General features: G+C 66.3%; 24 protein-coding genes and 1 pseudogene. 12 read left to right on the top strand and 13 right to left on the bottom strand.

The features are described 5' to 3' along the window. The first annotated feature begins 15 nt into the window (after positions 1-15). The 5 genes from ACTJLC_RS06090 (at position 16) to rpe (ending at position 6,034) form a co-directional block, all read left to right on the top strand. Positions 16-1,119: a class 1 fructose-bisphosphatase gene (locus tag ACTJLC_RS06090; RefSeq protein ID WP_083081045.1), complete on the top strand. Its 1,104-nt coding sequence runs from the start codon at positions 16-18 to the stop codon at positions 1,117-1,119. Positions 1,120-1,223: 104 nt separating this feature from the next. Then, positions 1,224-2,096 carry a phosphoribulokinase gene (locus tag ACTJLC_RS06085; protein ID WP_310315532.1) on the top strand — a complete coding sequence of 291 codons (873 nt, stop codon included), beginning with the start codon at positions 1,224-1,226 and terminating at the stop codon, positions 2,094-2,096. Between the two features lie 64 nt (positions 2,097-2,160). Beyond that, positions 2,161-4,206 carry a transketolase gene (gene tkt, locus ACTJLC_RS06080; RefSeq protein ID WP_310315530.1) on the top strand — a complete coding sequence of 682 codons (2,046 nt, stop codon included), beginning with the start codon at positions 2,161-2,163 and terminating at the stop codon, positions 4,204-4,206. Between the two features lie 35 nt (positions 4,207-4,241). Then, a complete protein-coding gene (gene fba, locus ACTJLC_RS06075) occupies positions 4,242-5,279 on the top strand; it encodes a class II fructose-bisphosphate aldolase (protein WP_083081042.1) in 1,038 nt (345 codons plus the stop codon). A gap of 23 nt (positions 5,280-5,302) precedes the next feature. Beyond that, positions 5,303-6,034, top strand: coding sequence for a ribulose-phosphate 3-epimerase (gene rpe, locus ACTJLC_RS06070; RefSeq protein ID WP_114164314.1), 732 nt, complete (start codon positions 5,303-5,305; stop codon positions 6,032-6,034). Between the two features lie 76 nt (positions 6,035-6,110). Here rpe and ACTJLC_RS06065 read toward each other — a convergent pair whose 3' ends face one another. From ACTJLC_RS06065 to ACTJLC_RS06055, 3 genes are all read right to left on the bottom strand, one after another. Continuing rightward, positions 6,111-7,493, bottom strand: a complete 1,383-nt coding sequence (locus ACTJLC_RS06065) for a DUF6513 domain-containing protein (RefSeq protein WP_310315528.1) — start codon at positions 7,491-7,493, stop codon at positions 6,111-6,113. Between the two features lie 166 nt (positions 7,494-7,659). Further along, positions 7,660-8,238 carry a flavoprotein gene (locus ACTJLC_RS06060; protein ID WP_073427438.1) on the bottom strand — a complete coding sequence of 193 codons (579 nt, stop codon included), beginning with the start codon at positions 8,236-8,238 and terminating at the stop codon, positions 7,660-7,662. Then, positions 8,235-10,340, bottom strand: coding sequence for a sigma-54-dependent Fis family transcriptional regulator (locus tag ACTJLC_RS06055; RefSeq protein WP_310315526.1), 2,106 nt, complete (start codon positions 10,338-10,340; stop codon positions 8,235-8,237). The genes ACTJLC_RS06060 and ACTJLC_RS06055 overlap by 4 nt, the downstream gene beginning before the upstream one ends. Before the next feature lie 465 nt (positions 10,341-10,805). On the opposite strand from ACTJLC_RS06055, the gene ACTJLC_RS06050 reads away from it, so the two are divergent. After that, positions 10,806-11,354: a dihydroneopterin aldolase gene (locus tag ACTJLC_RS06050; protein WP_083081038.1), complete on the top strand. Its 549-nt coding sequence runs from the start codon at positions 10,806-10,808 to the stop codon at positions 11,352-11,354. 225 nt (positions 11,355-11,579) lie between these two features. On the opposite strand, the gene ACTJLC_RS06045 is transcribed toward ACTJLC_RS06050, so the two are convergent. The 9 genes from ACTJLC_RS06045 to ACTJLC_RS06005 form a co-directional block, all read right to left on the bottom strand. Beyond that, on the bottom strand, positions 11,580-11,987 hold the full coding sequence (locus ACTJLC_RS06045; protein ID WP_073427441.1) for a hypothetical protein: 408 nt from the start codon (positions 11,985-11,987) through the stop codon (positions 11,580-11,582). 86 nt (positions 11,988-12,073) lie between these two features. After that, a complete protein-coding gene (gene fae, locus ACTJLC_RS06040; protein ID WP_073427442.1) occupies positions 12,074-12,583 on the bottom strand; it encodes a formaldehyde-activating enzyme in 510 nt (169 codons plus the stop codon). 98 nt (positions 12,584-12,681) lie between these two features. Continuing rightward, a complete protein-coding gene (locus tag ACTJLC_RS06035) occupies positions 12,682-13,632 on the bottom strand; it encodes a triphosphoribosyl-dephospho-CoA synthase (protein ID WP_310315522.1) in 951 nt (316 codons plus the stop codon). Continuing rightward, a complete protein-coding gene (locus ACTJLC_RS06030) occupies positions 13,625-14,650 on the bottom strand; it encodes an ATP-grasp domain-containing protein (RefSeq protein WP_083081035.1) in 1,026 nt (341 codons plus the stop codon). Before ACTJLC_RS06030 ends, ACTJLC_RS06035 begins: the two co-directional genes overlap by 8 nt. Then, positions 14,647-15,681, bottom strand: coding sequence for a methenyltetrahydromethanopterin cyclohydrolase (mch, locus tag ACTJLC_RS06025; protein ID WP_310315629.1), 1,035 nt, complete (start codon positions 15,679-15,681; stop codon positions 14,647-14,649). Before mch ends, ACTJLC_RS06030 begins: the two co-directional genes overlap by 4 nt. Further along, positions 15,656-16,861, bottom strand: a complete 1,206-nt coding sequence (locus tag ACTJLC_RS06020) for an ATP-grasp domain-containing protein (RefSeq protein ID WP_310315627.1) — start codon at positions 16,859-16,861, stop codon at positions 15,656-15,658. Before ACTJLC_RS06020 ends, mch begins: the two co-directional genes overlap by 26 nt. A gap of 41 nt (positions 16,862-16,902) precedes the next feature. Next, complete coding sequence (locus tag ACTJLC_RS06015) at positions 16,903-17,841, bottom strand: NAD(P)-dependent methylenetetrahydromethanopterin dehydrogenase (RefSeq protein WP_073427446.1); 939 nt, start codon at positions 17,839-17,841, stop codon at positions 16,903-16,905. Positions 17,842-18,095: 254 nt separating this feature from the next. Continuing rightward, positions 18,096-19,121 carry a beta-ribofuranosylaminobenzene 5'-phosphate synthase family protein gene (locus ACTJLC_RS06010; RefSeq protein WP_310315519.1) on the bottom strand — a complete coding sequence of 342 codons (1,026 nt, stop codon included), beginning with the start codon at positions 19,119-19,121 and terminating at the stop codon, positions 18,096-18,098. Positions 19,122-19,423: 302 nt separating this feature from the next. Beyond that, positions 19,424-19,822: a 4a-hydroxytetrahydrobiopterin dehydratase gene (locus tag ACTJLC_RS06005; RefSeq protein WP_073427448.1), complete on the bottom strand. Its 399-nt coding sequence runs from the start codon at positions 19,820-19,822 to the stop codon at positions 19,424-19,426. A 524-nt stretch (positions 19,823-20,346) separates the two neighbouring features. On the opposite strand from ACTJLC_RS06005, the gene ACTJLC_RS06000 reads away from it, so the two are divergent. From ACTJLC_RS06000 to ACTJLC_RS05975, 6 genes are all read left to right on the top strand, one after another. Continuing rightward, a complete protein-coding gene (locus ACTJLC_RS06000; protein WP_227470583.1) occupies positions 20,347-22,149 on the top strand; it encodes a methanol/ethanol family PQQ-dependent dehydrogenase in 1,803 nt (600 codons plus the stop codon). A 157-nt stretch (positions 22,150-22,306) separates the two neighbouring features. Beyond that, positions 22,307-22,726: a c-type cytochrome gene (locus ACTJLC_RS05995; RefSeq protein WP_073427451.1), complete on the top strand. Its 420-nt coding sequence runs from the start codon at positions 22,307-22,309 to the stop codon at positions 22,724-22,726. A 32-nt stretch (positions 22,727-22,758) separates the two neighbouring features. After that, a complete protein-coding gene (locus tag ACTJLC_RS05990) occupies positions 22,759-23,670 on the top strand; it encodes a substrate-binding domain-containing protein (RefSeq protein ID WP_073427485.1) in 912 nt (303 codons plus the stop codon). Next, entirely contained in the window at positions 23,667-24,458 is a 792-nt protein-coding gene (locus ACTJLC_RS05985; protein ID WP_374709831.1) for a hypothetical protein, read from the top strand. Before ACTJLC_RS05990 ends, ACTJLC_RS05985 begins: the two co-directional genes overlap by 4 nt. A 91-nt stretch (positions 24,459-24,549) precedes the next feature. Beyond that, positions 24,550-25,554 carry a LysR family transcriptional regulator gene (locus ACTJLC_RS05980; protein ID WP_073427452.1) on the top strand — a complete coding sequence of 335 codons (1,005 nt, stop codon included), beginning with the start codon at positions 24,550-24,552 and terminating at the stop codon, positions 25,552-25,554. A gap of 104 nt (positions 25,555-25,658) precedes the next feature. Next, a complete protein-coding gene (locus ACTJLC_RS05975) occupies positions 25,659-26,069 on the top strand; it encodes a GFA family protein (protein WP_083081019.1) in 411 nt (136 codons plus the stop codon). Between the two features lie 52 nt (positions 26,070-26,121). Here ACTJLC_RS05975 and ACTJLC_RS05970 read toward each other — a convergent pair. Continuing rightward, positions 26,122-26,348: pseudogene (locus tag ACTJLC_RS05970) on the bottom strand (IS21 family transposase); the annotation flags it as partial. Positions 26,349-26,509 lie beyond the last annotated feature (161 nt).

The raw sequence follows: 26,509 nt of genomic DNA, 5'->3' as shown, positions 1-26,509 counted from the left end.
CTTCAGGAGATCGCCATGCAAGACGGACGTACGACCCTTTCGAAGTTCCTGATCGACACGCTCGACCGCCAGCCCTCTCCTGCGGGGACGACGGAGACGGCGGGGCTCTCGGCGCTGCTCATCGACGTGGCCGCGGCGATCAAGTCGATCTCGGCGATGCTCACCAAGGGCGCGCTCGGCGGCAATTACGGTTCGGCGCAAAGCATCAACACGCATGGCGAGGAGCAGAAGAAGCTCGACGTCGCGACCAACGAGATTTTCGTGCAGCAATGCGAGTGGGACGGTTTGCTCGCCGCGATGGCGTCGGAGGAAATGGAGACCGTCTACGCGATTCCGCCCGGCTATCCGCGCGGCGACTATCTGCTCGCCTTCGATCCGCTCGACGGCTCGTCGAACATCGACATCAACGGCGTGGTGGGCTCGATTTTCTCGGTGCTGCGCAATCACGGCGACAAGGAAGCGCCGGTCGGCGAGGCCGCGTTCCTGCGGCCCGGTTGCGAGCAAGTCGCGGCCGGCTACGCCGTCTATGGTCCGTCGACCATGCTCGTGCTGTCGGTCGGCAACGGCACGCATGGCTTCACGCTGGAGCGCGACATCGGCAATTTCGTGCTCACGCATTCGAACATCCGCATTCCCGAGGACACCGTGGAGTTCGCGATCAACGCGTCGAACGAGCGCTTCTGGGAGCCGCCCGTGCGCCGCTACGTGCAGGAGTGCAAGGACGGCCGCAGCGGTTGCCGCGCGAGCGACTTCAACATGCGCTGGATCGCGTCGATGGTCGCGGAAGTGCATCGCATCCTGATGCGCGGCGGCGTGTTCATGTACCCGCGCGACTCCAAGACACCGGCGATGGAAGGACGCCTGCGCCTGCTCTACGAAGCGAACCCGATGAGTTTTCTGATCGAGCAGGCGGGCGGCCTGTCGATCACCGGACGCGAACGGATACTCGATGTCGTGCCGGCCACGCTGCATGGGCGCGTGCCCGTGATCCTCGGTTCGAAGAACGAGGTGGAGCGCATCGGCCGGTATCACGGCGAATACGACCGTGGCGAGGACAAGCCGTTTTCGTCGCCGCTTTTCAACCGGCGCTCGCTGTTTTTGCCCGACTTCACGGCGTGACGCGCGTGACGCGCGTGACCCGGGCAACCCGCGTGCGCGCGTAATCCGCGCGGCAGCGGCGCAGCCAGCAGCCGAAAAGAACATTACCTTCCGGAGACAAGCGTATGTCCCTCAAACACCCGATCATCGCGGTAACCGGTTCGAGCGGCGCCGGCACCACGACCGTCATGAAAAGCTTCACCCACATCTTTCGGCGCGAGAAGATCAACGCGCAGATCGTCGAGGGCGACGCCTTTCACCGTTACGACCGCAACGGCATGCGCGAGGCGATGAAGGAGCACGAGCGCGACGGCGCGCCGAACTTCAGCCATTTCGGACCCGAGGCGAATCTGCTCGAAGAACTGGAGACGCTGTTCGCCAGTTACGGCGAAAGCGGCACGGGCAAGTTGCGCCACTACGTGCACGACGAAGGCGAATCGCGGCTCTACAAGCAGGACGCCGGCACCTTCACGCCGTGGGAGGAGGTGACGCCCGGCACCGATCTGATGTTCTACGAGGGGCTGCACGGCGCGGCGGTGACCGACAAAATCGACGTCGCGCGGCATGCGGATCTGCTGATCGGCGTGGTGCCGATCATCAACCTCGAATGGATTCAGAAGCTGCACCGCGATCAGAACATGCGCGGTTACTCGCACGAAGCGGTGGTCGATACGATCCTGCGGCGCATGCCCGATTACGTGAACTACATCTGTCCGCAATTCTCCCGCACGCATGTCAACTTTCAGCGCGTGCCGACCGTGGATACCTCGAATCCCTTCACCGCCCGCGAGATTCCGGCGCCGGACGAGAGCTTCGTCGTGATCCGCTTCGCGCGGCCGAAGGGCATCGACTTCCAGTACCTGCTGACGATGCTGCACGACTCGTTCATGTCGCGCCCCAATGTGATCGTCGTTCCGGGCGGCAAGATGGGCCTCGCGATGCAACTGATTTTCACGCCGATGATTCTGCAACTGATCGACCGGCAGGCGCGCGCCTGAGCGCGGGGCGATCGGCAAGCCACGGCGGGACCCGTTTTTCTATTTCGTGCAAGGAGACACTTTCATGAGTGCCGTTGCAGAATCTGTTGGTGCGCCCGCGACCCGGCTCATGGCCGACGCGCTGCGCATGCTCGCGATCGATGCGGTGGAAGCGGCGAAGTCCGGCCATCCGGGCATGCCGCTCGGCATGGCCGAGATTGCGGTCGCGTTGTGGGACCGGCATCTGAAGCACAATCCGCGCGATCCGGCGTGGCCCGACCGCGACCGCTTCGTGTTGTCGAACGGACACGGCTCGATGCTGTTGTACGGCTTGCTGCATCTGAGCGGCTATGACTTGCCGATCGACGAGTTGAAGCGCTTTCGCCAGTTGCACAGCAAGACACCGGGGCATCCCGAAGTGGGCGTGACGCCCGGCGTCGAAACCACCACGGGTCCGCTCGGGCAAGGTCTCGCGAACGCGGTCGGCATGGCGCTCGCCGAGGCGCTGCTCGCACGCGAGTTCAACCGGCCCGGCCATGCGATCGTCGATCACCGCACCTACGTGTTCACCGGCGACGGCTGTCTGATGGAAGGCATCTCGCACGAGGCCGCGTCGCTCGCGGGCACGTTGAAGCTCGACAAGCTCACGGTGCTGTACGACGACAACGGCATTTCGATCGACGGCCACGTTCAGCAGTGGTTCGCCGACGACACGCCGGCGCGCTTCGCCGCGTATGGCTGGCACGTGGTGCGCGCGGTGGACGGCCATGACGTCGACGCGGTCGATCGCGCCTTGCAGGACGCGCGCGCGGCGGGCAAGCCGACGCTGATCTGCTGCAAGACGGTGATCGGCAAGGGTTCGCCGTCGAAAGCCGGCACCCACGACGTGCACGGCGCGCCGCTCGGCGCCGACGAGATCGGCGCGACCCGGCGCGCGCTCGGCTGGCCACATCCGCCCTTCGTAATGCCGGGCGAGGTCCGCACGTTATGGGACGCAAGCGAGCGGGGCGCCGCCGCGCAAGCGGAGTGGACGCAGCGCTTCGAAGCCTATCGCAAGCATTACCCCGCCGAGGCGGCCGAATTCGAACGCCGGACCCAGGGCACGCTGCCCGCGCAATGGCGCGACGCGGTCCGCGCGATGGTGCGCGACGCCGACTGCGCGGCGGAATCGATTGCGACGCGCAAGGCCTCGCAGCAGACCATCGCCGTGCTCGCGCGCGTCCTGCCCGAGTTTCTGGGCGGCTCGGCCGACCTGACCGGCTCCAATCTCACCAACTGGAAAAGCGCCGTCGACGTGCATGCCGACGACGGCGGCCTGCAAGGCGGCAACTATCTGCACTACGGCGTGCGCGAATTCGGCATGAGCGCGCTGATGAACGGCATTGCGCTGCATCGCGGGCATGTTCCGTTCGGCGGCACGTTCCTCACGTTTTCCGACTACTCGCGCAACGCTTTGCGCATGGCCTCGCTGATGAAAACGCGCGCGATCTTCGTGTTCACACACGATTCGATCGGTCTCGGCGAGGACGGCCCGACACACCAAGCGGTGGAACATGCGGCGAGCCTCAGACTGATTCCGGGGCTCGACATCTGGCGTCCGTGCGACACGGTCGAAACGGCGCAGGCCTGGGCGCAAGCGGTCGAACGCGACGGGCCGTCGTGCCTGCTGCTGAGCCGGCAGAACCTGCCGTTCGCGGCGCGTAGCGGCGAACAGATCGACGCCGTCGAGCAAGGCGGTTATGTGCTGCGCGACTGGCCGGACAATTCCGCGTCGCAGCCGCGCGTCGTGCTGATCGCGACCGGTTCGGAAGTCGCGCTCGCACTCGACGCCGTCGCGCCGCTTGCCGAAGCCGGCATCGCCGCGCGGGTCGTCTCGATGCCTTCCACCAGCGTGTTCGACCGGCAGCCGCGCGCATGGCGCGATGCGGTGTTGCCGCCGGGTGTGCCTCGGGTCGCGGTGGAAGCGGGCGTGACCGCGTTCTGGCGGCAATACGTCGGACTGGAGGGCGGCGTGGTCGGCATCGATTCGTTCGGCGAATCGGCGCCCGCCGCCGCGCTGTTCACGCACTTCAATCTGACCGCGCAGGCGGTGGTGGACGAAGCCCGCCGCGTCGCGCATGGCGCGCCATGATCCGTTTCATTCGATAAGAGCTCAAGGAGTTTGCGATGGCCTTCATAGCACTGCGGCAACTACTGGACCACGCGGCCGAGCACGGCTACGGCGTGCCGGCGTTCAACGTCAACAACATGGAGCAGATTCACGCGATCATGCAGGCCGCCGAGGCCACCGCGAGCCCGGTGATCCTGCAGGCGTCGGCAGGGGCGCGCAAATATGCGGGCGAACCGTATTTGCGGCATCTCGTCCTGGCTGCGCTGGAGGCGCACCCCGATATTCCGCTCGTGCTGCATCAGGATCATGGCGCGAGCCCGGCGGTGTGCCAGCAGGCGATCCGTTCGGGCTTCACGTCGGTGATGATGGACGGCTCGCTGCTGCCCGACCAGAAAACGCCGGCCGGCTACGACTACAACGTCGACGTGAGCCGCCGCGTGGTGGAGTCCGCGCATGCGGTGGGCGTTTCCGTGGAGGGCGAGCTGGGTTGTCTCGGTTCGCTCGAAACCGGCGAGGCGGGCGAGGAGGACGGCGTCGGTGCGCAAGGCAAACTCTCGCGCGACGATCTGCTCACCGATCCGCACGAGGCGCAGATTTTCGTCGAAGCCACCGGCGTCGATGCGTTGGCGATTGCGATTGGCACCTCGCACGGCGCGTACAAGTTCAGCCGCCAGCCGACCGGCGACATTCTGGCGATCGACCGCATCGTCGAGATTCATGAGCGGATTCCGAACACGCATCTGGTGATGCACGGCTCGTCGTCGGTGCCGCAGGAATGGCTCGCGATCATCCGCGAATACGGCGGCGAGATTCCGGTGACTTACGGCGTGCCGGTCGAGGAGATCCGGCGCGGCATCGCGCATGGCGTGCGCAAGGTGAATATCGACACCGACATCCGCCTCGCGATGAGCGGCGCGATGCGCAAGTCGATGGCGAATGCGCGTTCCGAGTTCGATCCGCGCGCCGCGTTGAAGGCCGCGACCGCGGCGGCGAGCGCCGTGTGCGTCGAGCGCTTCGAGGCGTTCGGCTGCGCGGGGCAGGCGCCGCGCATCAAGCCGCTGCCGCTCGAGGCGATGGCGCGCCGCTACCACTGAACCCACATCGAGAGGAAACGGTCATGCGCGACTTCCTGATCGCCCCGTCGCTGCTGTCGGCGGATTTCGCCCGTCTCGCCGACGAGATCCGCGACGTAAGCGCGGCCGGCGCGGACTGGATCCATCTGGACGTGATGGACAACCACTACGTGCCGAACCTCACGGTCGGGCCGCTCGTGTGCGCGGCGATCCGGCCGCATACGCCGGTGCCGATCGACGTGCATCTGATGACGATGCCCGTCGATCCGCTCGTGCTCGCGTTCGCGGAGGCGGGCGCGAACACGATCAGCTTTCATCCCGAAGCGTCGCTGCACGTGCACCGCACCATCGAACTGATCAAGGCCAACGGCGCGCGCGCGGGACTGGCGCTCAATCCGGCCACGCCGCTCGCGGTGCTCGATCATGTGATGGAAATGCTCGACGTGGTGGTGGTGATGTCGGTGAATCCGGGGTTCGGCGGGCAGGCCTTCATTCCCGAAACGCTGGAGAAGCTGCGCAGCCTGCGCAAGTCGGTCGACGCGACGATGCAGCGCACCGGACGGCCGTTGCTGATCGAAGTGGATGGCGGCGTGAAGGCGTCGAACATCGCGGCGATCGCGGCCGCGGGCGCGGATGTGTTCGTCGCGGGTTCGGCTGTGTTCGGCGCGGATAACTATGCGCAGGCGATCGGCGGGATGCGCGCCGAACTGGCGCTTGGCAATGTCAATTTGGGTGTTGATCTGAACGATGCCGCGGGCTTCGCCGTGACGCACTGAAGCGGGTAGTCGAGGCTGGCACTTCACGCGGCCACTTCAGGCGGGTGCCCGAAGCGAGTACCTCAACCGGCAGGCGCTAGCGTTTCTTCATCGTCTCGCCGGGTGCGCACCATGCGGCGAGGTCCTGTTCGGGCCGGTCGACCGCGCAGCCCCAGTCGAGCGGCTGGTCCTGATCGAAGCGCTTGCCGAGGCGCCAGGCGATTTCCGCGCGGGCGAGCTGCACGCCCATGTAGAACGCGTGGCCGCCGTCGCTCTCCAGATTCAGTTGCGGATAGAGCGCGAAGGGGTCGTCCGCCACGCGATGGCCGTCGCGGTTGTAGACGTGGATGCCGTCATCGCTCACCTGCACGCGGAAATTCGGATCGCGCACCTCGCGGGCGAAGTCGTCGATTTCCGCGGCGCTGTAGGGAAACGGGCGTTTCGCGTGAACCGTGGCGAGATCGCCGTTGATGCCTTTCGGCAGCACTTGCGCTTCGCGCGCGGCATGCATCACGCGGCGCGCGACGTCGGCCTCGCGCACGGCCCGCCGCGCATGCAGGCTCACGGCGGTCGTGAGCACCGCGCTCACGCGAAGCTCCGCGGCCATGCCGAGCAGCACCGCGTTGATGCCGCTCGTATCGGCTTCGGTCAACTCGGTTACGTTGCCGATGCCCATCATGATCGCGATGTCGGGATAGCGCTCGCGCAGCCCGACATAACGCGCGATCGACGCGGCGAGCCCGAACGGGATCGGATCGAGAATCGGGTCGGCGAGAAACGCGCGTCCGCGCGCGGACAGCAGGTCGATCGCGGCGTCGAGCGAGGCCGGCTCGCGCTGATCGCGCGCGACCAGAATCGGCGTCGACGGGACTTCGTCCGCGATCCACAGCGTGTCGAGGTTCAGGCTCATCAGATAGTCGGCGCCCGCGCGGCCTCCGCGCAGCAGTTCCTCGCTGCGCATCGAATCGACGCTCACGCGATAGCCTTCGGCCTTCAGCAGACGAACCGCGTCTTCGAGATGAGGAAACGGTGTTTCGGGCAGGCAGCCGATGTCGATCACGTCGGCGCCCTGGGCGGCATAGTCGCGCGCGCGTTTTGCGATGGCTTCCAGATCGAGGCGCGGCGCATCGACGATCTCCGCGAAAATCTCGGTCTCGTAGTGCGTCAGATCCATCGGCTTGGCCTCGCGACCGAAGAACTGCGGCAGATCCTTGACCTCTTCGGGACCGCGCTCCACCGGCACGCCGTAGTGCGCGCTCAACGCGTCGAGATCGCCGCGGCAGCGCCCGGGCACGATCACCCGCTGCGCCGCGAGCGGCGCGGCCACGCGGCGGCGAATCATGTCCGCCGTCATCAACGCGGCCACCTGTAGCCCGATTTCGCGGATCTCCCAACTGAACGGCGTCGGCGCCATGCTGTCGAGCACGCGTGCGAGGCTCTTCTCGGCGAGCCGGCCAGTCAGGAAGACGATGTGGTCCATGTCGGTCAGGTCAGTACGCGCCGGGCCGCCCCCAAGCGTGCTGACGCCCCCTCGGGGGGCAGCGACCGCAGGGAGCATGGGGGTCGTTTCAAGTACGCGCCGGGCCGCCCCAAGCGTGCTGACGCCCCCTCGGGGGGCAGCGACCGCAGGGAGCGTGGGGGTCGTCTCATACCAGATCGAGCGTCGACAAGCGTTCACCGAGCGCCGCTTTCAGCTCGTCCAGCGAGCGAACGAGGGTCGTATATTCGAAGCGCGACAGGCGCTCGACGTTGTCGAGTTCGATCGCCCGCGGACGCAGTTCCACCCATTCGTTCGGGCTTTGCGTGATCACGGTCGGTTCGGTGTCGCATGCAAACACAATGCCCGGAATGCATTGCTTGCCCGCCTGCGCGAACATGTTGGTGGGCAGCGTATCGGAGATGCCGAACGCGCATTTGGCGACGGTGTTGCTGGTGGCGGGCGCGATCACCACCGTGTGATAGACGCCGTGATACAGCATGCCGACCGGCACGCCGCTCGCGCTGTTGTCGCGCAGCACGCGGAAATGCTTGCGCAGCTTCGGCAGCGGCCAGCCGTAAAGCGGCAGCACTTCCTCGCCGGCCGCGGACAGAAAGAGGTCCACGCGCGGCAGTTCGAGCGCGAGCGCGATGGACTCCTCGATCATATGGCCGGAGCCGGTCACGCACCACGCAAAACGCGCATCGGGCTTGAACTCGTTGAGGTGACGCGCGGGTGCCTGGGTCATGCGGCAGCGGCGGGCGACGATCCGTTGTACGGCATGCCATCGGACGGATCGTCGGGCGACCCGTCGGGCGGCGCGCCATCGAGCGGCGTGCCGTCGTGCGACAGCCGGATATGCAGCCGGCGCATCTTCCGGTACAGGGTGTTGCGGCTGATGCCGAGCGCCTTCGCGACGTTGCTGACGTTCCAGCGGTGCTCGTCGAGCAGCGACAGCACGGTTTCGCGCTCGTTCAACTGGATCGCGTTGAGCGCGGAGAGGTCCGCGTCGTCGGTCAGATGCGCTTCGAACTCCGCGGCGGCAACGTTCGGCGCCGACGGCATGCCGACGCTCGGCGCGCGCTGCGTGATTTCGACGGGCAGGTCCTCGCAGCGGATCGGTTGTCCGTCACTGAGCGCGATCGCCATTTGCAACACGTGCCGCAACTGGCGAATGTTGCCGGGCCACGCATAGGTCAGGAGCGCGTGTTCGGCCTCGGCGGTCAACTCGGGCGGTTCGTCGTCGCCGGATTCGTTTTCGAGCAGATGGTGGATCAGCGCGAGTTTGTCGAGCCGCTCGCAAAGCGGCGGCAGGTTCAGTTCGACGCCCTTGAGCCGGTAATACAGATCCTCGCGGAACTGCCCGCCATGCACGAGTTCGAGCAGATTGCGGTGACTCGCGCTGATGAGCTGAAAATTGACCTTGACGGTCGTTTCCGCGCCGAGCGGCGTCACCTCGTGTTCCTCGATCACGCGCAAGAGCCGCGCTTGCAACGCGAGCGGCATGTCGCCGATTTCATCGAGAAACAGCGTGCCGGTATTGGCCTGCACGATCTTGCCGCGACGCCCTTCGCGCTGCGCGCCGGTAAACGCGCCGGCGCGATAGCCGAACAACTCGCTTTCGATCAGATTCTCCGGCAACGATGCGCAATTCACCGGCACGAACGGGCCGGCCGAGTGCGGGCTGATGCTGTGCAATGCCTGGGCGAACACTTCCTTGCCGGTGCCCGTTTGGCCCCTGATCACGATCGGGATCTTGCGCTGAATCACGCGCGCGGCCAGCTGGATTTGCGAGGCCATGCGCGGGTCGCCGAATTCCAGATGCGCGATTTCGTCGAGCCGGGCGGGCGGCGGGCGCTTTTCGGGCGGCGCGGCGCGCGGCACGGGACTGGCGAGCGCCACGCGGGTGGCGCGCCCGGCGCGGTTCTGCGGCGTCTGCGCGACGAGAAAGAAACGGTTGGTCGCATTCGCGCTGTAGACGGTGACCGGATGGAACGAGCCGCGAATGCTGCGCGCGATCATGTCTTCGAGCGAGGCGTTGAAGGCTTCCTCGATGCGCCGTCCGCGCAATTCGCTCAAGTTGCGAAAGCCGAGCTGAAACAGCGCGCTGCGGTTCGCGGCGAGCACGGTGCTGTCGTCCGCGACGGCGAGCTTGCCGCCGTGCAGCGTGCCGACGAATTCCGGGCGGCTATGGAAGTGAATCATGTTGGCATGCCGGTAACGCGAGTCCAGCAAGCGGTTTTCGATCATTTGCCGCGACATGCCCACCAGCACCAGCGAGTGCTGCTGCAACAGCTTGGAGCGGCTCGTCACGTCGAGCACGCCGGCAATCTCGCCGCTATCGTCGAAGATCGGCGCCGCCGAGCAGGTGAGCGACGTATAGCGCGGATAGAAATGCTCGTGCTGGCAGACGGCGATGCAGTCGCGTTCGGCGAGACAGGTGCCCATGCCGTTGGTGCCCGCCTCGCGCTCGCTCCACAGGGCGCCCACGCGAAAGCCGTCGGGCGCGACCGCTTCGGCGAACGGCACCGACGAAACCTGATGGACGATCACGCCGCCGGCGTCGACGAGGACCACCGCGAGTTCGGGATCGGCCAGTTGCTGATAGAGCGTGGTCATCTCGAGCTTCGAGCACGCGATCAGATCGCCGAGCGCCTCGCGGCGTTCACTCAGTTCGTACTCGGTGAGAATCGGCGGCGTGACAAAGCGTGAAGGGTCGAGCTGAAACTCGTTCATGCAGCGCGCCCACGATTGAGCGACGGGTTCGCTCGTTGGACGCGTCGCCAATTGATGATTGACTACGTTCAGAACTTCTCGGACGTGCAGACTGCTATCAGCAAGCAACGACATGGGGTTTGTCTCCGTTGCGTCAATTCGGGCACTTTGCTAAGCGTGCCGCGAGCGCCGCTTTTATCGATACTGTCATCCCCTGCGCCGCGAATTCTGACGTCCGCATGCGCACTGAAAACCGGTCCTGATGTCAGGCTGTCTTAAAACTCTACGCTCGATGACGTTTGCGATCAATACGGAGTCGCATTACTTGTGCACGGCGCGCCCGATTTTTGCTTTTATCGGGGGAGGGCTTCGGTGCGGCTGCTTGTGGCGTGCCTGTGCGTTCGCTTATGCGTTCGATTGTGCGTTCGAATGTGCGTTCGTTCATGCGTTTTTCATGCGCCGCGTCCGGAGCCGAACGCGGGAGCGTGTTGCAGGCGCGGCGCAGATTGCTTCGCGCCGTGGCTGAACTGTCCCGCATTCCGTTCCATTACACCTGACTTCACCTGTTCCACCACTTGCCGCGCCGCGGCGGAGCACATCATGGATCGTATCGACACCGTTCGTCTCGCCCGTTTCTCCGGCGCCCGCGCCGACGCCGACGCGTCAAGCCCGGCCGCGCGGCGCGACGCGCCCTCGGCGGGCGCGTCGTCCGGGCGCATGGACATCGTGTTCATCGAAAATTTCGTGGGACAGACGATCATCGGTATCGACAGCAGCGAGCAGCACGTGTTGCAGCCGATCCGCATGGATCTCGCGATCGGGGTGCCGTCCATTCGTGCCTGCACGACCGATCGCATCGAAGATACGATCAATTACGCGGCGGTGCGCGAGGCGCTGCATGCGCTGCTCGCGGCGCACGGCGTGCGCTTGCTGGAGGCGCTTGCCGAAGCGGTCGCGCGATTGCTGATTACCGACTTCGGCGCGCACTGGGTGCGCGTGTCGCTCGCCAAGCCGGCGAAATTCGACGACGTGGCGGCGGTCGGCGTGCGGATCGAACGGCAACGCAGCGATCTGGCGACGACGGGTTCCGGGCTCGACGCGGGGCTCGACAGCTACGCTTCGCTGGGGAAAGGGCTGATTCCGAATTGAACGGCTGGCGCGGCGGCGCGGCGCGGATCGCGTGGCCGCCGTGTAGAGGGTGCGGGTAGGTGCGCCGCTGGTTAGGGCGTTGGCGGACAGGGCGTCATTCGCTCGCGTCGGGCGTTGGCGTTATGCACGTCACGTCACGCGTTGAGGTTGCGTATCGACCTCGCGCATCGACGTCACGCATCAACCTCGTGCATCGACATCACGCATCGACCCCAGACCTTCACGTCACTTGGAGGCCGCCGTCTTGTCGGACGCCAAACCGCAGCTTCGATACGCCTCTGCTTGCAACGCGCGGAATTTCTTCGTTTGCGCCTTGGCGTGGTCGACGCGAAACTCCGAACCGCCTTCGCCGCCCAGCGTCGCGTACTTCGAGAACGTGGACTGATCGACAAAATCGTCGTAAGGCAGCGCCGCGGCCATCTTGTCGATCACGCACGAGCATTTGTAGACGTTCGCGAAGTCGTGTCCGTTGTCGTCCATGCAACTCAGCACGTATTCGACGCGGCCCTGCGTCGGGTAATTGAAGCCGCCTGCCGGAGCCGCCGCGCCCGGCGCATCGCCGGCGCCCCAGGCGAGCGGTCCCGCGAGTGCGAGACAGGCGCCGGCCACCAGCGCACGACATCGTTTGCTCATCTCATGCCTCGGGTAGAACCTTCCAACGTGACGAAGACCCGCGGGGCGGGCCTTCGCTCTCTCCGCACAAAACCTGCCGCGCATTCTCAGTTAGGTGCGAACGGGTGCGCGACGGTGCTCTTCTTCGCCACCACCTCGGCGGCATTGGGTTCGCCGTTGACGGCGCGCTTGATCGCCTCGCGCGTCGCCTCGTAGTTGAACTGCTGGATCTTCTTGTCGTCGTCCGCCTCCCAGTGAATGAAGACGCCGACGCACAGGAACAGGTCGTCGGCCTCGTCCTGCGGGATCGTGCCGTCCTCGACGCTGTCCGCGACCGCGAGCGCGACGCCGTGCTGGGCGGGGCCGAACATCTGCACCGCCTGCTTGGCGCCCTTGATCGTCACCTTGTTGAACAGGATCGTGTTCGGTTTGGTGAGCAGATTAGGCGCGACGACGGCCAGAAGCGAAGTGAAGCCATCCTTGTTGTTGGTGAGCGCGTTGCAGAACGCGGTTTCTGCAGCCGAACCTCGCGGTCCGATCAGCAAGTCTATGTGCGCGACCTCGTTGCCGTCGCCGACGAGCGACTCGCCTATCAGGACGCGGTTGATCTTGGCCATTCTATTCCTCCGATGAGTGGGGTAGGGGCTTGCTGAAGTCCGCCGCCGCAACGATCCTGGTCCGCGATCGCAGAGCGGCGTGTTGATGCACGGTGGCACTAACTAACATGTTCCGTGCCAGTGCGAGGTCCGCGCGGCTCGATAGGCGCGTCGCGGTGAGCTTCGAGGCAGCCGGCGACGAAGAGCGTGGCCACCGTCAGGTCCGCGCTGGTGCCGGGGTTGATTCCTCGGGCCTTCAGTTCGGCATCCCATGTATCGAGCGATGGGGTGGGCGGTTTTTGCGGTGATAGGGCGAGCGTTCGCCGCCATTCGGTGTGTCGTTCGCGGGCGGCGCGCGTGACACTCTGCGCCAGTGCGACACCGTGCTTGCGCACAATGTGTGAGTCGGGCCAGCCGCCGAGGAAGGCGAGGAATATGTTGAGGGTGGCGGTTTGCGCGGGGGTTTGGGTGGTGGTCTCACTGGCGATATGCGCGTCGCGCCACGCCGCAAGGCCGGTCTCGAAGATGTCGCAAAAGCCGTTCGCGTACTGACGCGCGATGCTGTCGCGCCCGGCGGCGAGCGCCATCGCGTCGCGCAGGCCGACCGTGGGCGCGGCATGAACCGATTGCTCGGGCGCGTCGCCCAGGCCCCCAGGGTTGGCGAGCGCGATCGCGCGGTACGCGAGGCGTGTGTCGTCGAGATCGAGCCGCGCGAGCACGCGCTCGGTGGCGGCGCGCCAGGCATCCGCGGACAACGGCAGCGTGGTTTCTTCTAGCGCCGCGGCAAGCGGTGCCACGAGCAGCAGAATGCCGAGATTCGTATTACAGCCGACCGCCTCGCGCGTGCGCGTCACCGCATCGAGAATGCGCGAGCCGACTCGCGCGCCCGGCGCGAGCAGCGCGTCGGCGGCCACCTCGGCGCTGGTGAGAAACTGCGCCGCGCTCATCCCGTGTCCTTCGCTTTGCATGCTGACATTGCCGGGCTTGGGCGTCTCCACGTCGAGCCGGCATGCCGCGAGAAAAGCCGCGCGAACGCCTGCGGGCGGAAGCGCGGAAAGCGGCTCAGGCATGGCGTCCGGGCAGCGTCGCGACGGCGGGCTCGCCGCCTTGCGCCAGCTCGCGGCGCGCGTCGGCGAGTTTGCGGTCGAGCAGATCGTCGACGAGCGCCGCCGCGATGTCGACCGGCGTGACCGACTGCAAGCCGCGCCACGCCGCCACGCCGTTGACTTCGAGCACGAGCGGCCTCGCCGGATCGCGCGGATCGGGAATCAGGTCGACGCCCGCGTAGTCGAGCCCCAGCGCATGCGTCGCGCGGATCGCCGTTTGCGCAAGCGGCAAATCGAGTTCGGCGGGTTGGCACTCGGCCCCTTGCGCGAAGTTATGAATCCACCCCTTGCCGCCGATGCGCCGCATCGCCGCCACCGCGCGCCCGCCGATCACGAGCACGCGCCAATCGAAGCCGCTGCGGCCGCCGTCGACGTAGCGTTGCAGGTAAGCCACCTGCTGATACGGCTTGAGCGAGGGCAGCGGCGCCAGCGCGCCGCCGCGCGCGCGGCTCGCGCCCAGGCGCTTCAGTCCGTGGCCCTGCGAGCCGAACAGCGGCTTCAACACGACCTGGCGGCCCGCGGCCGCTTCGCGCATCAACACGCGCTGCGCGAACGCAGCCGATTCGCCGGCCCATGTCGCGGGTGTCGGCACGCCGTTGCGGTGCAGCAGAAAACTGGTCATCGACTTGTCGACGCTGCGCTCGATCGCGCGCGCGTCGTTGTAGACCGGCACGCCCGATTCGCGCAGCGCGTGCAGGATGCCGAGACGCAGCGTCACCTGCTCGAACGTGCCGCCGGCGATGCCGCGCACGAACACCGCATCCGGCAGCGTGCGGCCGAAGCCCGGCAGCACCAGCCCATGCGGCTCCCACGTCGTGTCGATCCGGCAATCCGCGAGGTCGATGCAGCGCGCTTCGGCGCCGCGCGCGCGGAAAGCCTTCTTCAGACGCCCGGTGTGCCAGCCCGTTTCGTCGCACATGATCGCGATGCGCAGGTTCGCGTGCGCGTTGACCGGATTCGGATCGGGCAGCGCCAGCGTCATGGTTGGCCGTCCCATTGTTCGTGCAGCAACGCGCTGTTGAGCGCGCCGCCGTGATACGTCGCGCCGCTTTCGAGGCTGCTCACCCACACTTCGGCCGGCGCGAACAGCGCGGGATCGATCTGATAGAAGTCGTAGTTGAACGACGTGAAGATGTCCGCGAAGGGCCGTCCGTAATCGCGCGAGTTCGAAGCCGGCAATTCGGCGGCGAGCTGCTGCGCCGCCGCATCGTGCTTGACGGTCAGATGGACGCGGCCGCCGTACAGAATCGCGTCGTTGGTGCGGCCCATCGCCTGAATGCCGTCCGGCGCGGGCGGCGGCAAGGGCGCCGAGCCGCCGGCCTCGACGACCTCATCCAGCGGCACGCCGAGCACATGCGTTTTGTGCAATGCAACCTCCACCACGCGCGCCACCACCTGTACCGTTCCCGCGACAGAGTGGGTCGGCGTCATGACGAGCGTCAGCCGGTCGGGGGCGAGGCCGCAGTCGCGCAGCACCTTGTCGATCACGACTTGCGGCGGCAAGCGATCGACTTCGAGCACCAGCACGCCGCGCTCGTGGGCGTCCTTGTAGCCGAGTTCGGCGAACAGCGGCTCCTTGACGGCGAGCGCGCGCGCCGGGCCCGAACCGAGCGAGAAGAACTTCTTGCCGCCGGTCTGCTCCTTGGTCGCGGAAAGGCTCCAGCCGGCGTACTGGCTGCCGAGGCACGCGAGCACCGGCGACGAGGTGCGCACGTCGATCATGCTGGGCCAGAGCGGATGCGCGTCGAAATTCGTGCGCACCGCGACGTGCCCGAGACCGCCCATGCAGATGCGCGCGATCAGCACGCCCGCGGCGACGCTGCCCGGCGCGGCGATGCCCGCGTCCGCGAGCACGGTGCCGTCGTCGGTATGCGTGAGCGCCACGCCGAGGCGCGCCGCGTCGCCGACCAGCCGTGCGACGAGCCGCTCGCTCAGCGCGTTGACGCTCAATGGCGCGGCCGTCGCGCCGGAGGGCTGCGACGATGCATCAGGAATGGCACTGGATGAAGGCATAGTCGGGTTCATGGCAGGTTTCGATTCGTTCGAGGACCAGCGCGCGCTGCCGCTCCAGCGCTTGCCGCACGCCACTCACGGATGCCGCGCGCACGAGCAGCGTGCAGACCGGCTGGCCCGCTTCCATCCAGGTGCCGGGCATCGGCACGTCGCGGCAGGCGGGGTCGTGCAGGCACGCATCGCTGAACGCCTGCGAGACGGTGAACGGATGCGGCGCGAACAGCACCTGTTGACCGGCGCGCCACGAGGCCGGCGCGAGCGGTTCGGGCGGCAGGCGGCCGTAGCGGCATGCGTCGATATGACAGGCGAGCAGCCCGCGCGGCCACGCGTGAGGCGACGCGGTTTCGTACAGCGTCATCGTGGACGAGGGGCGGGCGTTGATTTCCAGGAGTTCGAAGGTGTCGCCGTCGAGCAGAAAATCGCAGCTATTGATGCCCGTCAGGCCGGTGCGCTCGCACAGCGCCTCGATGGCTTCGCGCACGCGCGCCGCGACGCGCGGCGGCAGATCGATCGGGCCGATCGAGCCCGCATGCACGAACGGCAGATCGCCCATCGTGCAGGTCAATTGTTCGGCGAAGCCGAGCAGGCGTGCGCCGCCGCGAGCGCCGATGAACAGCGCCGACAGCGAGCGGCCGTTGCGCCGCCGCTGGAAGTAGGCTTGCGCGGGCACCGGCGCATCGCGCGAGGCCGTGGCCGGTTCGATGTGCGTGCCGCCGCAGCCGTCGGCGCGCTTGAGCAGCCAGCCTTGCGCGACGGCCGGTCGCGTGGACGAGACCTCGGGATGCGGAATATGCAGCGCGTCGAGCAGCGGGAAGAACCGTTGCGGCTCGCGCACCGCGACGCTGGCCTCCAGCGGGTTGCCGATGAAGCGGGGCAAGCCGGGCGCGCGGCTCAGTTGCGCGACGAACGGTTCGAGTCCGCTGCCGTCGATCCAGCCGAGCATGTGCGGCAGGCGCGCGACGCGCGCGAGCGCGTCGACGAGCTTGGCGCCGTCGATCGTGAGCGGGCCGCCGCCGATGTCGAACCACAACTCGGACGCCTCGCGCGTGTCGCGGTCGCCGAATACGTCGAGCGCGACGACGCGCAGCCCCGCGCGCGCGGCGGACTGCGCGAGCATTCGCGCGGACAGCCCGGCCACCGCGACGAAAGGCGCATGCGCAAGCGTCGGGCGCGCGTTCATGATGGCGCAGAGCGGCGTGCCGGGCGTGACATCGCGCGCGCTCATTCGAGGCCGGCCGCGACGGCGCGGGCCTCGTCGAACGCTTGCGGGAAACCCAGGTAGACCGGCTTGCCGCCCGCGCGCATCCGCATGAAGAGCCGGTGCTCGACCTGATACTTGACGTTGCCGATCGCGAGCGCGCCGATGCCGATCGCGTCCGCGTTCGGCACGCCCTCGATCGGCTTGCCGTCGTTCATCACGTTGACGCCCGCGATGCCTTCCGGCGGCACGGCGTTCACGTCGGCGGCGATCAGCAGATGTTTCGCATGGGCCAGGTCGGCGGCGCTCACCACCTGAACGCCCGCGATGGCGGTGGCGAGCACGATTTCGGCCTCGCCCAGCGCCGCGTGCAACTGGTCCGGCGTGGCCGTGCTGATGCCCTTGGTGACGATGCCGAAGCGCTGGTTGATTTCGTCGCTGACTCGCACGGCGCGCGCCTGCTCGGCATGGCTCGCAATCGACACGTCGGCGCCGAGCGAGGCGGCCATCGCCGCCGCCACGCGCCCGACCGCGCCGGTGCCGCCGAGAATCAGCACGCGCTTGCCGCCCAGTTCCATCCCATAGGCCTTGCTCAAATGCCGCTCGACGAGCGCGACGAGCGCGGCCGCGGTCGTGTACGAACCGCTCGGGTCGGCGAACACCGAGACCTCGAACGGCGGGACCATCGCGCGGCGCGCGGTGTCGAGCATGTCGGCGGCGAGCATCACGTCGCGCCCGCCGATGAAGATGCCGGTGCGCGACACGCCCTTCGGGCCGCGCGAAAAGATCGCGTCTTGCGTGAGGTTCGCGATCATCCCCTGATCGACGCTGCAATACGGGACGATGACCTGGTAGCCGGCGTCGGCGGCCATGTTCACGTCGAACGGACTCATCTGCGGCGTGGCCGTGAACATGTGCAGGATATAGGGCCTTTCTGCGGGCTTTTCGGTGGTGTCGGACATGGCGGAAGGCTCGTTTTAGTGGCGATCTCGTGGACGGCGCAAGGCACCCGTGCGGGCACTTGCGCGGACGTCGATAAGTGAGTGGCGCTGCGGCGGGGCGAGCGCGGCGGGGCAAATGCGGCTTGGCAATCGAGCGTCACCTGGCGTCGCTTGTGCGAAGACGATGGATGCCGCGGGCTTCGCGATCGGCCACGCCGCCGTGAGCCGCGTTGCAGTGAGCCGCGCCGCGGCTAGCCGGATCGGGCCGCGCGGCGTCATGCGGCGTCGCTGCGCGGCTGGCGCGCTTCGGCGGAGCGGATCGTCGCGCCGCGATTGCGTCCCGCGACGATCGCGCATTCGATGTGCGGCATGCCGCGCGTCGCCTCGCGCGCGGTGGCGAGCGCGCGTTCGGCGTCGTCCGCGCTCGCGACGATGGCGAATCCCGTCGGTCCCCAGGATGTCTGACCGATACCCGCGGTCCGCTGCGCGGCCACCGCGCGCAACGCGCGCTCGACCTCGGGACTCGCGAACACGCCGCCTTGCACCGGCGCGAAATATTCGCCGATGGTCTGCTGCATCTCGGTCAGCCCATGCGCGAACGGCACGATATTGCGCTCGGCGGCGCCGGGCAGAATCTTCATCAGAACGAGGTGGCAAAGATGCGCGGCGAGCTTTTGCGGAAACGGCGCGAGCGCGGCGAGGCCGCGGCGTTCTTCCGCGCCGTGCAAACCTTCGCGCGAGTTGTCGCTCACGAGCAGCACGCGCCAGTTCTCGGGAAACGGCTGGCGCGCGAGCAGCGGCGGCACGCCGGAGCGCAGTTCGCCGGCGGGGCCGCCGTCCACCAGCAGGCCGCCCGAATCGAAACCGAGAATGCCGATGCCGGAGCGCGCGCCGCGCCCCAGCAGGCTCGCGAGTTCGGTGCTGGTCGCGCTGTGGCCGAGCAGACGAACGAAGGCCGTGCCGACCGCCATCGCGAGTTGGGTGCCCGAGCCGAGGCCGGTGTGCGCGCGCGGAATATGCGCGACGTCGATGGCGACGGGGGTGGGATCGTAGGCCGCGTGCAGCCGCGCGAGACAGGTCGCGATGCGCTCGCGCTCGGCTTCCGTCACCGCGCCGTCGATGCGGTCGCGGTCCGCGACGCGCGCTTCGAGCCGCGTGCCATGTCCGTCGATGACGAGGCCGACGCTGCCGAACGCGCGCCCGAGCGACGCGTTCGGATCGAGAAAGCCCAGATGCAGGCGCGCGGGAGCATCGACCGTCACGACGGCCTGCGGCGGAAGGCGGCGAAACTGAAGCTGCATCGCGGATGTCCTCGTGTGTGCTTGAGCGGATCTGGTTGCGTGGCCGTCTTGCGGACGGCCGCGCAACCAGGCGAATAGGGCGAACGGGGCGTGCCGGGTGACGTCAAGCAGAAGCCGTACCAGGCGAATGCGGTGGCCGGCGGCAAGGCTGCGCACGAGGTTCACTGCGGGCCTTGCGCCGCAAGCATGGAGAGAACGGCGCGGCCTTTCCCGGGCGGGAGGTGCCGCGCTTTGCGCCGCCACAGGGGCACAGTGTCACCGTGGCGGCGCACGACGCGTGGCATCGCTTCCGGGTGCCGCGCTCAACCGCCTTGCGCGGGTTTCGGCGCGTCGTACTTGATATAGCGGAAGCGCTGGTCGTCGGTGGGCGTGCCTTCCAGCGCACCGCCCTCCAGACGCGGCTGCCACTGAATGAACGATTCCATTTTTTCGGCGAGCGTGAAGTCCTTGTCCGTGATGCCCTTCGCGGAGTGGGTCTTGAGCTTCACGATGACGAACGCATAGGAAACCGTCAGATCCGGGTGATGCCAGGCGGCTTCCGCGAGGTGGCCGACCGCGTTCACCACCATCAACGTTCCCTTCCAGCCTTCCGTCCGATACTTGCGCCGCAGCCAGCCGTCCTCCAGATACCAGTGCTGTAGCGGACCGACGAGGCGCTGCTGGATCTCGTCGTCGGAATAGACCTTTTCGGTGTTTGCCATGACCGTTGCTCCGCGCGTGATGGAACCAGTCAGCGTCGCAAGCTGCGCGCCAGCTTCGCCTTGCCGTCCGCGTCGCGATCGCAAGACGGCACAGGCGCGGCAATGCAAGGCGTGCAAGGCAAATGCGCGCGGCCGATTCACCGCGCATTCGCACGCCAGGCAGGTGACGCATGCGACGGCTATCCCGGAAGTGACACAGTATGTTCCGCGTCGTTCGGCACAGGCGGTCACGCCGTGACACCGCGGCCTCGCGACGCGTGTGACCGCGAGCGCGCCGAAGGAGCCCCGCGCGCCGCGCGGCGTATGCAAACGCGCTTGTGGCCGCGAATGCCGTGAAGCGCGCTTTTTTCCGGCATGGAATATGCGTTGGGGCTTCATGCGCCGCAAAGCCCGACGTCGAATCGGGAAAGGGCGCTTGATCGTTACCCGCATTGAGGAAGGCGCGCGCAGTGCGACGAGGTAGCGTGGGTCATTCGTGAGTTGAACAGCAAGACAATTCTGGAGGAGACATGAACTTACGCACCATGGTTCTTGGGCTCTCGATCCTCGCATCGGCAGCCTTCAGCTCTATCGTTGCACACGCCGATCCGCAACTGGACGGGCTCATCAAAAATCCATCTAACTGGGCTGCCCAGGCGGGCGATTATTCGAATCACCGCTACAGTCCGCTCAAGCAGATCAACGAAAGCAACGTCGGCAAGCTACAGGTCGCATGGACCATGTCCACCGGCGTGCTGCGCGGCCATGAAGGCGCGCCGCTCGTCATCGGCGACACGATGTATATCCATTCGCCGTTTCCCAACAAGGTCATCGCAATCAACCTGAAGGATCAGACATTCATTTGGCAATACCAGCCGAAGCAGGACGAATCGGTGGTGTCCGTGATGTGTTGCGACACGGTCAACCGCGGGCTGGCGTATGGCGACGGCAAGATCTTCCTGCAACAGGCCGACACCAAGCTCGTCGCGCTGAACGCCAAGACCGGCGACGTGGTCTGGACCGCGCAGAACGGCAATCCGAAGGCGGGTGAAACCAACACCAACGCGCCGCACGTATTCGGCGACAAGGTGCTGACCGGCATTTCGGGCGGCGAGTTCGGCGTGCGCGGGCGTTTGATCGCCTACGACATCAAGAGCGGCAAGATGGTCTGGACCGCATACAGCACGGGTCCCGACAAGGAAATGCTGCTGAACCCCGACAAGACGATGACCTATGCCGACGGCAAGATGGTGCCGGTGGGCGCGGACTCGTCGCTGAAATCGTGGAAGGGGGATCAGTGGAAGCTGGGCGGCGGCACCACGTGGGGCTGGTATGCGTGGGACCCGAAGCTCAATCTTGTCTACTACGGCACCGGCAATCCGGGTACGTGGAATCCGACGCAACGACCGGGCGACAACAAATGGTCGCTGTCGATCTTCGCGCGCGATCTGAATACCGGCGAAGCCAAATGGGTCTATCAGATGACGCCCCACGACGAGTGGGACTATGACGGCGTCAACGAAATGATCCTGTCCGATCTGACGATCGGCGGCAAGAAGGTGCCCGCCATCGTTCACTTCGACCGCAACGGCTTCGGCTACACGTTGAACCGTGAGACCGGACAACTGCTCGTGGCCGAGAAGTTCGACCCGGCGGTGAACTGGGCGGAACGCGTCGACATCAAGAGCGGTCTGCCGATCCGCGCAGCGGCGTATTCGACGCAGGCGGCGGGTTCCGATCATAACGTGAAGGGCATCTGCCCGGCGGCGCTCGGCTCGAAGGACCAGCAACCCGCGGCGTTCGATCCGGCGACCAGCCTGTTCCTCGTGCCGACCAATCACGTCTGCATGGACTACGAGCCGTTCGATGTCGACTACGTGTCCGGTCAGCCGTATGTGGGCGCCACGCTCTCGATGTACCCCGGCACGAAGGGCAGCAACACGATGGGCAACTTCATCGCATGGGACGCGGCGAAGGGCAAGATCGTCTGGTCCAAGCCGGAGCGCTTCTCGGTGTGGTCCGGCGCGCTCGCCACGGCCGGCGGGATTGCTTTCTACGGCACGCTCGAAGGCTACATCAAGGCGGTTCGCATCAAGGACGGCAAGGAACTGTGGCGCTTCAAGACGCCGTCGGGGATCATCGGCAACGTGTTCACCTACGAGTATCAAGGCAAGCAGTTCGTCGGCGTCTACTCGGGCATTGGCGGCTGGGCCGGCATCGGCATGGCGGCGGGCCTCGAGAAGTCCACCGAAGGGCTGGGCGCGGTCGGCGGCTATCGCGACCTCGCGAAGTACACGGCGCTGGGCGGCACGCTGTTCGTGTTCGCCATTCCGGGCGGCAACGGCTGACGCGCCGCATCAAACCGAAGCGCGCGGCCGGCGCGCCCTCGCAACGAGGGCGCGGACCGCGGCGGCTTCGGTCTTACGAGTGACCTGAGCCGCGCCCATTCGCGGATGCGTCGATGAAACGCATCGGGGCGCGGCCATTATTCAAGGAGACATGTGCATGAAAGGCCGATCAATCTTGTTGCGGGCGGCAGTGCCCGCCTTATTCGTCGTGCTGCCTGTGACGTACGCCCAGACCAATCCCGCGATTGCCCAGGTGGCGTACAAGGTGGTCGACGGCAGCAAGGTCGACAGCAACACGCTGCAAGGATGGAAGACGTGGCGTGCGCTCGCTTGCGAACGCTGTCACGGCGCGAAGCAGGAGGGGATGGTGGGTCCGTCGCTGATCGAGGGGCTCAAGACCATCGACAAGAACGAATTTCATCGCACTGTATTTGGCGGCCGGGTGGACAAGGGTATGCCCGACTTCAGTACCAGCCAGATGATGCAAAAGAATTGGGAGAATCTCTACGCCTATCTGAAAGGGCGCTCCGACGGCCAGATCAAGCCGGGCGATCTGCAGGCCATCGACGCGAAGTAATGCCCGTGCCGCAATTCCTTCGGAGGTTTTCGATGCGTCATGGCAAACGACTGCCCGCTCACGTCGTGCTCGCCGCGGCCACGCTCTGCACCGCCGCGCTGGCGAGCGCCGCGGTGCAGGCGCAGGGCGGCGCGCTACCCAATAACGACGGCGCCGACGGCGTGCTGAGGGTCTGCGCGGACCCCAACAACATGCCGCTGTCCAACAGCAAGGGCGAGGGCTACGAGAACCGGATCGCGAGCCAGATGGCGAGCGACTTCGGCTACAAGCTGGAGTACACGTATTTTCCGCAGCGCATGGGCTTCGTGCGCCACACACTGCGCGACAAGGTGCCGAACACCGAGCAATACAAATGCGACCTGATCATCGGCGTGCCGAAAGGCTACGACATGACCTCGACGACGCAGCCTTATCTGCGCTCCACGTATGCGATGGTGTTCACCAAGCGGCCCGAGCTGGCCGGCATCAATACGCCGGACGATCTGCTCAAGCTGCCGCCCGAGCAACTGCACAAGCTGCGCTTCGGCATTTTCTCGCAGACGCCCGCGGTGGACTGGCTGCTCGCGCACAACCTGATCGATCAGGCGGTCTCCTACAAGGTGCAAAGCGGCGACCCGCAGGAGTATCCCGGCCAGATGATCGAACATGATCTGAAGGCGGGCAATGTCGACGTCGTGTTTCTGTGGGGGCCGATCGCAGGCTACTTCGCGACGCGCTCCGGCGACACGGTGAAACTGGTGCCGTTCCCGGCCTCGCCCGGCATCCGCTTCGACTATGCGATCTCGATGGGCGTGCGCTACGGCGAGAAGGCGTGGAAGGACAAGGTCGATCAATGGATCGGCGCGAACCACGACAAGATCGACAAGATCCTCACCAGCTACCAGGTGCCGCTTCTGAAGCCCATCGACGCGCCCGCGGGCAAGCCCGCGGATGCGTCGCCATGAGGGGCGCGCCGCGGCCGTTGCGCCGCGCACGGCCCTGGGCGATCGCGGCACGCGTCATGGTCGCCGCGTGCGTTGTCTGCATGCTGCCGGCCGGCGCTCGCGCGGCCGGCACCGACGACATCACGCCCGCCGAAAAGCTCATCTTCACGACGGATCATCTGCGCGGCATCGAGGCGCAGACCGAGCTCGACTATACGGTGCTGACTTCGGACCAGCCGGCGCAGAGCGCGAACGTCGTGAAGGTGCTGGTGGTCAGCAAGGACAACGCGAAAGGGGACGCGCAGGTCTCGGACAAAAGCGGCGGCGTGCCGCTGCCGAACGCCGGCTTGCAGTGCAACCCGGTGATCATCTATTTCCTGGAGCGCGATATCACCGAGATGCAGCATCTGACGGGCGGCCAGCGCCGGTACTTCCAGCAGCGTTTGCGGCTCGCGCTCGCGGCGGGCCCGCGCATCGAGACGGTGACGAGCCAGATCGGCGGCAAGCCCGTGAAGGCGCAGCAGATCGTCGTGCAGCCGTATCTCGGCGACCCCAATGCGGAACGCTTCGCTCAGTACGTCGGCAAGCGCTACACGTTCCTGATCGCCGATTCGCTGCCGGGGCAGGTGGCGTTGATTCGCACCGACATTCCCGGCGCGAACAACGATTTTACGCACCCGTTGCGGACGGAGACGCTGAGCTTTCAGGCGGTGTTGCGCAAACTGTCACCGCCGCCCAATGCGCCTCATGCGCCCGGTGCGCCGGCCGCGCCGGTGAATCCGTCCAACGCGCCGCGGGCGAGCCGCTAGCGCGTTGTTCTCGGGTCGTTCTCGGGTTTTGTCCTTGTCATCGGCGCATTGCGCACGGCGTTCAACGCATTTCACAGCGAGTCCCGCCAACGTGAATTTCATCCGCTCGCTCACCTTGCGTCAGTTGCAGATCTTCGTCGTCGCGAGCCGCTATACGAGCTTTGCGCGCGCGGCGGAGGAACTGCATCTGACGCAGCCGGCGGTGTCGATGCAGATTCATCAGTTGGAGGAAGCGGTCGGCATGCGCCTGTTCGAGCGCATCGCGCGCAAACTCACGCTGACCGAGGCGGGCGAAAAACTGTCGCATCACGCGAGCCGGATTCTCGGCGAGATCAAGGATGCCGAGGATGCGATGACCTCGTTGAAGCAGGCCGACACCGGCTCGATCGCGGTCGGCATCGTCAGTTCCGCGACGTACTTCGCGCCGAAGCTGCTGGCGCTGTATTCGCACCTGTATCCGAAGGTCGACGTGCATTTTTCGGTCGGCAACCGCGACGCGCTGCTGCGCATGTTGCAGGACAACGCGATCGACCTCGCCATCATGGGGCGCCCGCCCCCGGAACTCGACACCACCACCGAACCGCTCGCCTACCATCCGCAAGTGGTAATCGCGCCGTTGACGCATCCGCTGTGCGGCGCGCGGCGCTTCGATCTGCAGGAATTGCGCGGCGACACGTTCCTGTTGCGCGAGCCCGGCTCGGGCACGCGCATGGCCGCGGAGGAAATGTTCAGGCAGCATCTGTTCACGCCCGCCAAGGTCGTCACGCTCGGCAGCAACGAAACCATCAAGCAGGCGGTCATGGCGGGGATGGGCGTGAGCCTGATTTCGCTGCACACGCTGCTGCTGGAATTGCGCACCGGAGAAATCGCGTTGCTGGATGTGAACGGCACGCCGATCGAACGCACCTGGCAGATCGTGCATCTGCGGGCCAAGCAGTTGTCGCCGACTTGCAAGGTGTTCCGGCAATTCCTGCTCGAACAGGCAGCCGCGTATCTCGATCGCGAGTATTCGGCGTTCGCGACCTTTCCCACGCGGGCGGCGGCCAGTGAGCGGCTCGGGGCCAAGGCCAGCTCCGCTTCCGACGCGGGGCTTTAGCGCGCCCGGCGACATGGCGGTGCGGGAACGTGCCATGCTTCGATCGTCGGCGACGACGCATGCCGTCATGCGTTGTCGTGTGAACGATCAACCGAGGATGAGCGATGAATGCCGATACCGAACCCGTGGAACAAACCGGCGGCTGCGCGTGCGGCGCCGTGCGTTTTCGTGTGAGCGCCGCGCCGACGCGCGTTTCCCTCTGTCATTGCATGACCTGCCGGCGCGTGCACGGCAGCGCGTTCGGCGCTTACGCGATTTTTGCGCGCGACGCCGTGCGGTTCACCGGACAGACCCAGGCCTGGCAAAGCTCCGAGCTGGGGCGGCGATATTTTTGCCCGGTCTGCGGCTCGGTGGCCTTCATGGAGTATGTGGGCCACGATGAACTCGACCTTCCGCTGGGCGCATTCGATAACGTGGGTATCTACGAACCTACGTATGAATTGTGGTGTTGTCACAAGGAACCGTGGTTGCCCAAAGGCGTGCGCACCGAGTATGACGAGGATCGGCCGGGGTAGGTTGATGCTGTTTTTTTGGTTGGCGTTGTAAGCCGCTTCATGGCGCATGACTCGTTGCCGGAATCCAGTGCGGCCGCGCGGCGGCGACGCGCCCCAGCAGATAGTCGTTGAACGGGGCGAGCTTCGTTGCTCGCGGCTCACGCTGGCTGTAACGGCTAGCCTGCTTGTTCCTCAGGTAGTGAGCGTTGCGCGATAAACCTGTTTGCCTCGCTATCTCACGCACCGCTGTCCCGCGCCTGGCCAATACCTTGATTTCACTGCCTGCTCCTGAGTCAGCATTGCGGGCAAAAGCCGCTATCGTCTCCCGGGTAGGTCAGGTTTACGTCGGCGCCAGCACACGCCTACCCCAAACCGCCAACAAACCCATGCCAAAACAGCATTAAACAAATGACACCCATGCTCTCGTGAAACCAGTTCAAAACAACGAGAATGCCTTCCAC

Origin of the sequence: Paraburkholderia sp. 22099, assembly GCF_052045835.1 — a bacterium.
GTDB classification, from domain to species: Bacteria; Pseudomonadota; Gammaproteobacteria; order Burkholderiales; family Burkholderiaceae; genus Paraburkholderia; species Paraburkholderia terricola.
Note: the sequence above shows the minus strand (reverse complement) of the source record. Positions and strands in the feature narration are given on the sequence as shown.

Excerpts from the sequence above, each read along its gene's own strand:
- ACTJLC_RS06090 (WP_083081045.1), top strand. The coding sequence starts at position 16 with ATGCAAGACGGACGTACGACCCTTTCGAAGTTCCTGATCGACACGCTC.
- ACTJLC_RS06060 (WP_073427438.1), bottom strand. The coding sequence starts at position 8,238 with ATGACCCAGGCACCCGCGCGTCACCTCAACGAGTTCAAGCCCGATGCG.
- fae (WP_073427442.1), bottom strand. The coding sequence starts at position 12,583 with ATGGCCAAGATCAACCGCGTCCTGATAGGCGAGTCGCTCGTCGGCGAC.
- rpe (WP_114164314.1), top strand. The coding sequence starts at position 5,303 with ATGCGCGACTTCCTGATCGCCCCGTCGCTGCTGTCGGCGGATTTCGCC.
- ACTJLC_RS05975 (WP_083081019.1), top strand. The coding sequence starts at position 25,659 with ATGAATGCCGATACCGAACCCGTGGAACAAACCGGCGGCTGCGCGTGC.
- ACTJLC_RS06020 (WP_310315627.1), bottom strand. The coding sequence starts at position 16,861 with ATGAACGCGCGCCCGACGCTTGCGCATGCGCCTTTCGTCGCGGTGGCC.
- tkt (WP_310315530.1), top strand. The coding sequence starts at position 2,161 with ATGAGTGCCGTTGCAGAATCTGTTGGTGCGCCCGCGACCCGGCTCATG.
- ACTJLC_RS05990 (WP_073427485.1), top strand. The coding sequence starts at position 22,759 with ATGCGTCATGGCAAACGACTGCCCGCTCACGTCGTGCTCGCCGCGGCC.
- ACTJLC_RS06005 (WP_073427448.1), bottom strand. The coding sequence starts at position 19,822 with ATGGCAAACACCGAAAAGGTCTATTCCGACGACGAGATCCAGCAGCGC.
- ACTJLC_RS06010 (WP_310315519.1), bottom strand. The coding sequence starts at position 19,121 with ATGCAGCTTCAGTTTCGCCGCCTTCCGCCGCAGGCCGTCGTGACGGTC.
- ACTJLC_RS05985 (WP_374709831.1), top strand. The coding sequence starts at position 23,667 with ATGAGGGGCGCGCCGCGGCCGTTGCGCCGCGCACGGCCCTGGGCGATC.
- fba (WP_083081042.1), top strand. The coding sequence starts at position 4,242 with ATGGCCTTCATAGCACTGCGGCAACTACTGGACCACGCGGCCGAGCAC.
- ACTJLC_RS06035 (WP_310315522.1), bottom strand. The coding sequence starts at position 13,632 with ATGCCTGAGCCGCTTTCCGCGCTTCCGCCCGCAGGCGTTCGCGCGGCT.
- ACTJLC_RS05995 (WP_073427451.1), top strand. The coding sequence starts at position 22,307 with ATGAAAGGCCGATCAATCTTGTTGCGGGCGGCAGTGCCCGCCTTATTC.
- ACTJLC_RS06030 (WP_083081035.1), bottom strand. The coding sequence starts at position 14,650 with ATGACGCTGGCGCTGCCCGATCCGAATCCGGTCAACGCGCACGCGAAC.
- ACTJLC_RS06000 (WP_227470583.1), top strand. The coding sequence starts at position 20,347 with ATGGTTCTTGGGCTCTCGATCCTCGCATCGGCAGCCTTCAGCTCTATC.
- ACTJLC_RS06015 (WP_073427446.1), bottom strand. The coding sequence starts at position 17,841 with ATGTCCGACACCACCGAAAAGCCCGCAGAAAGGCCCTATATCCTGCAC.
- ACTJLC_RS06050 (WP_083081038.1), top strand. The coding sequence starts at position 10,806 with ATGGATCGTATCGACACCGTTCGTCTCGCCCGTTTCTCCGGCGCCCGC.
- ACTJLC_RS06045 (WP_073427441.1), bottom strand. The coding sequence starts at position 11,987 with ATGAGCAAACGATGTCGTGCGCTGGTGGCCGGCGCCTGTCTCGCACTC.
- ACTJLC_RS06085 (WP_310315532.1), top strand. The coding sequence starts at position 1,224 with ATGTCCCTCAAACACCCGATCATCGCGGTAACCGGTTCGAGCGGCGCC.
- mch (WP_310315629.1), bottom strand. The coding sequence starts at position 15,681 with ATGCCTTCATCCAGTGCCATTCCTGATGCATCGTCGCAGCCCTCCGGC.
- ACTJLC_RS06065 (WP_310315528.1), bottom strand. The coding sequence starts at position 7,493 with ATGGACCACATCGTCTTCCTGACTGGCCGGCTCGCCGAGAAGAGCCTC.
- ACTJLC_RS06055 (WP_310315526.1), bottom strand. The coding sequence starts at position 10,340 with ATGTCGTTGCTTGCTGATAGCAGTCTGCACGTCCGAGAAGTTCTGAAC.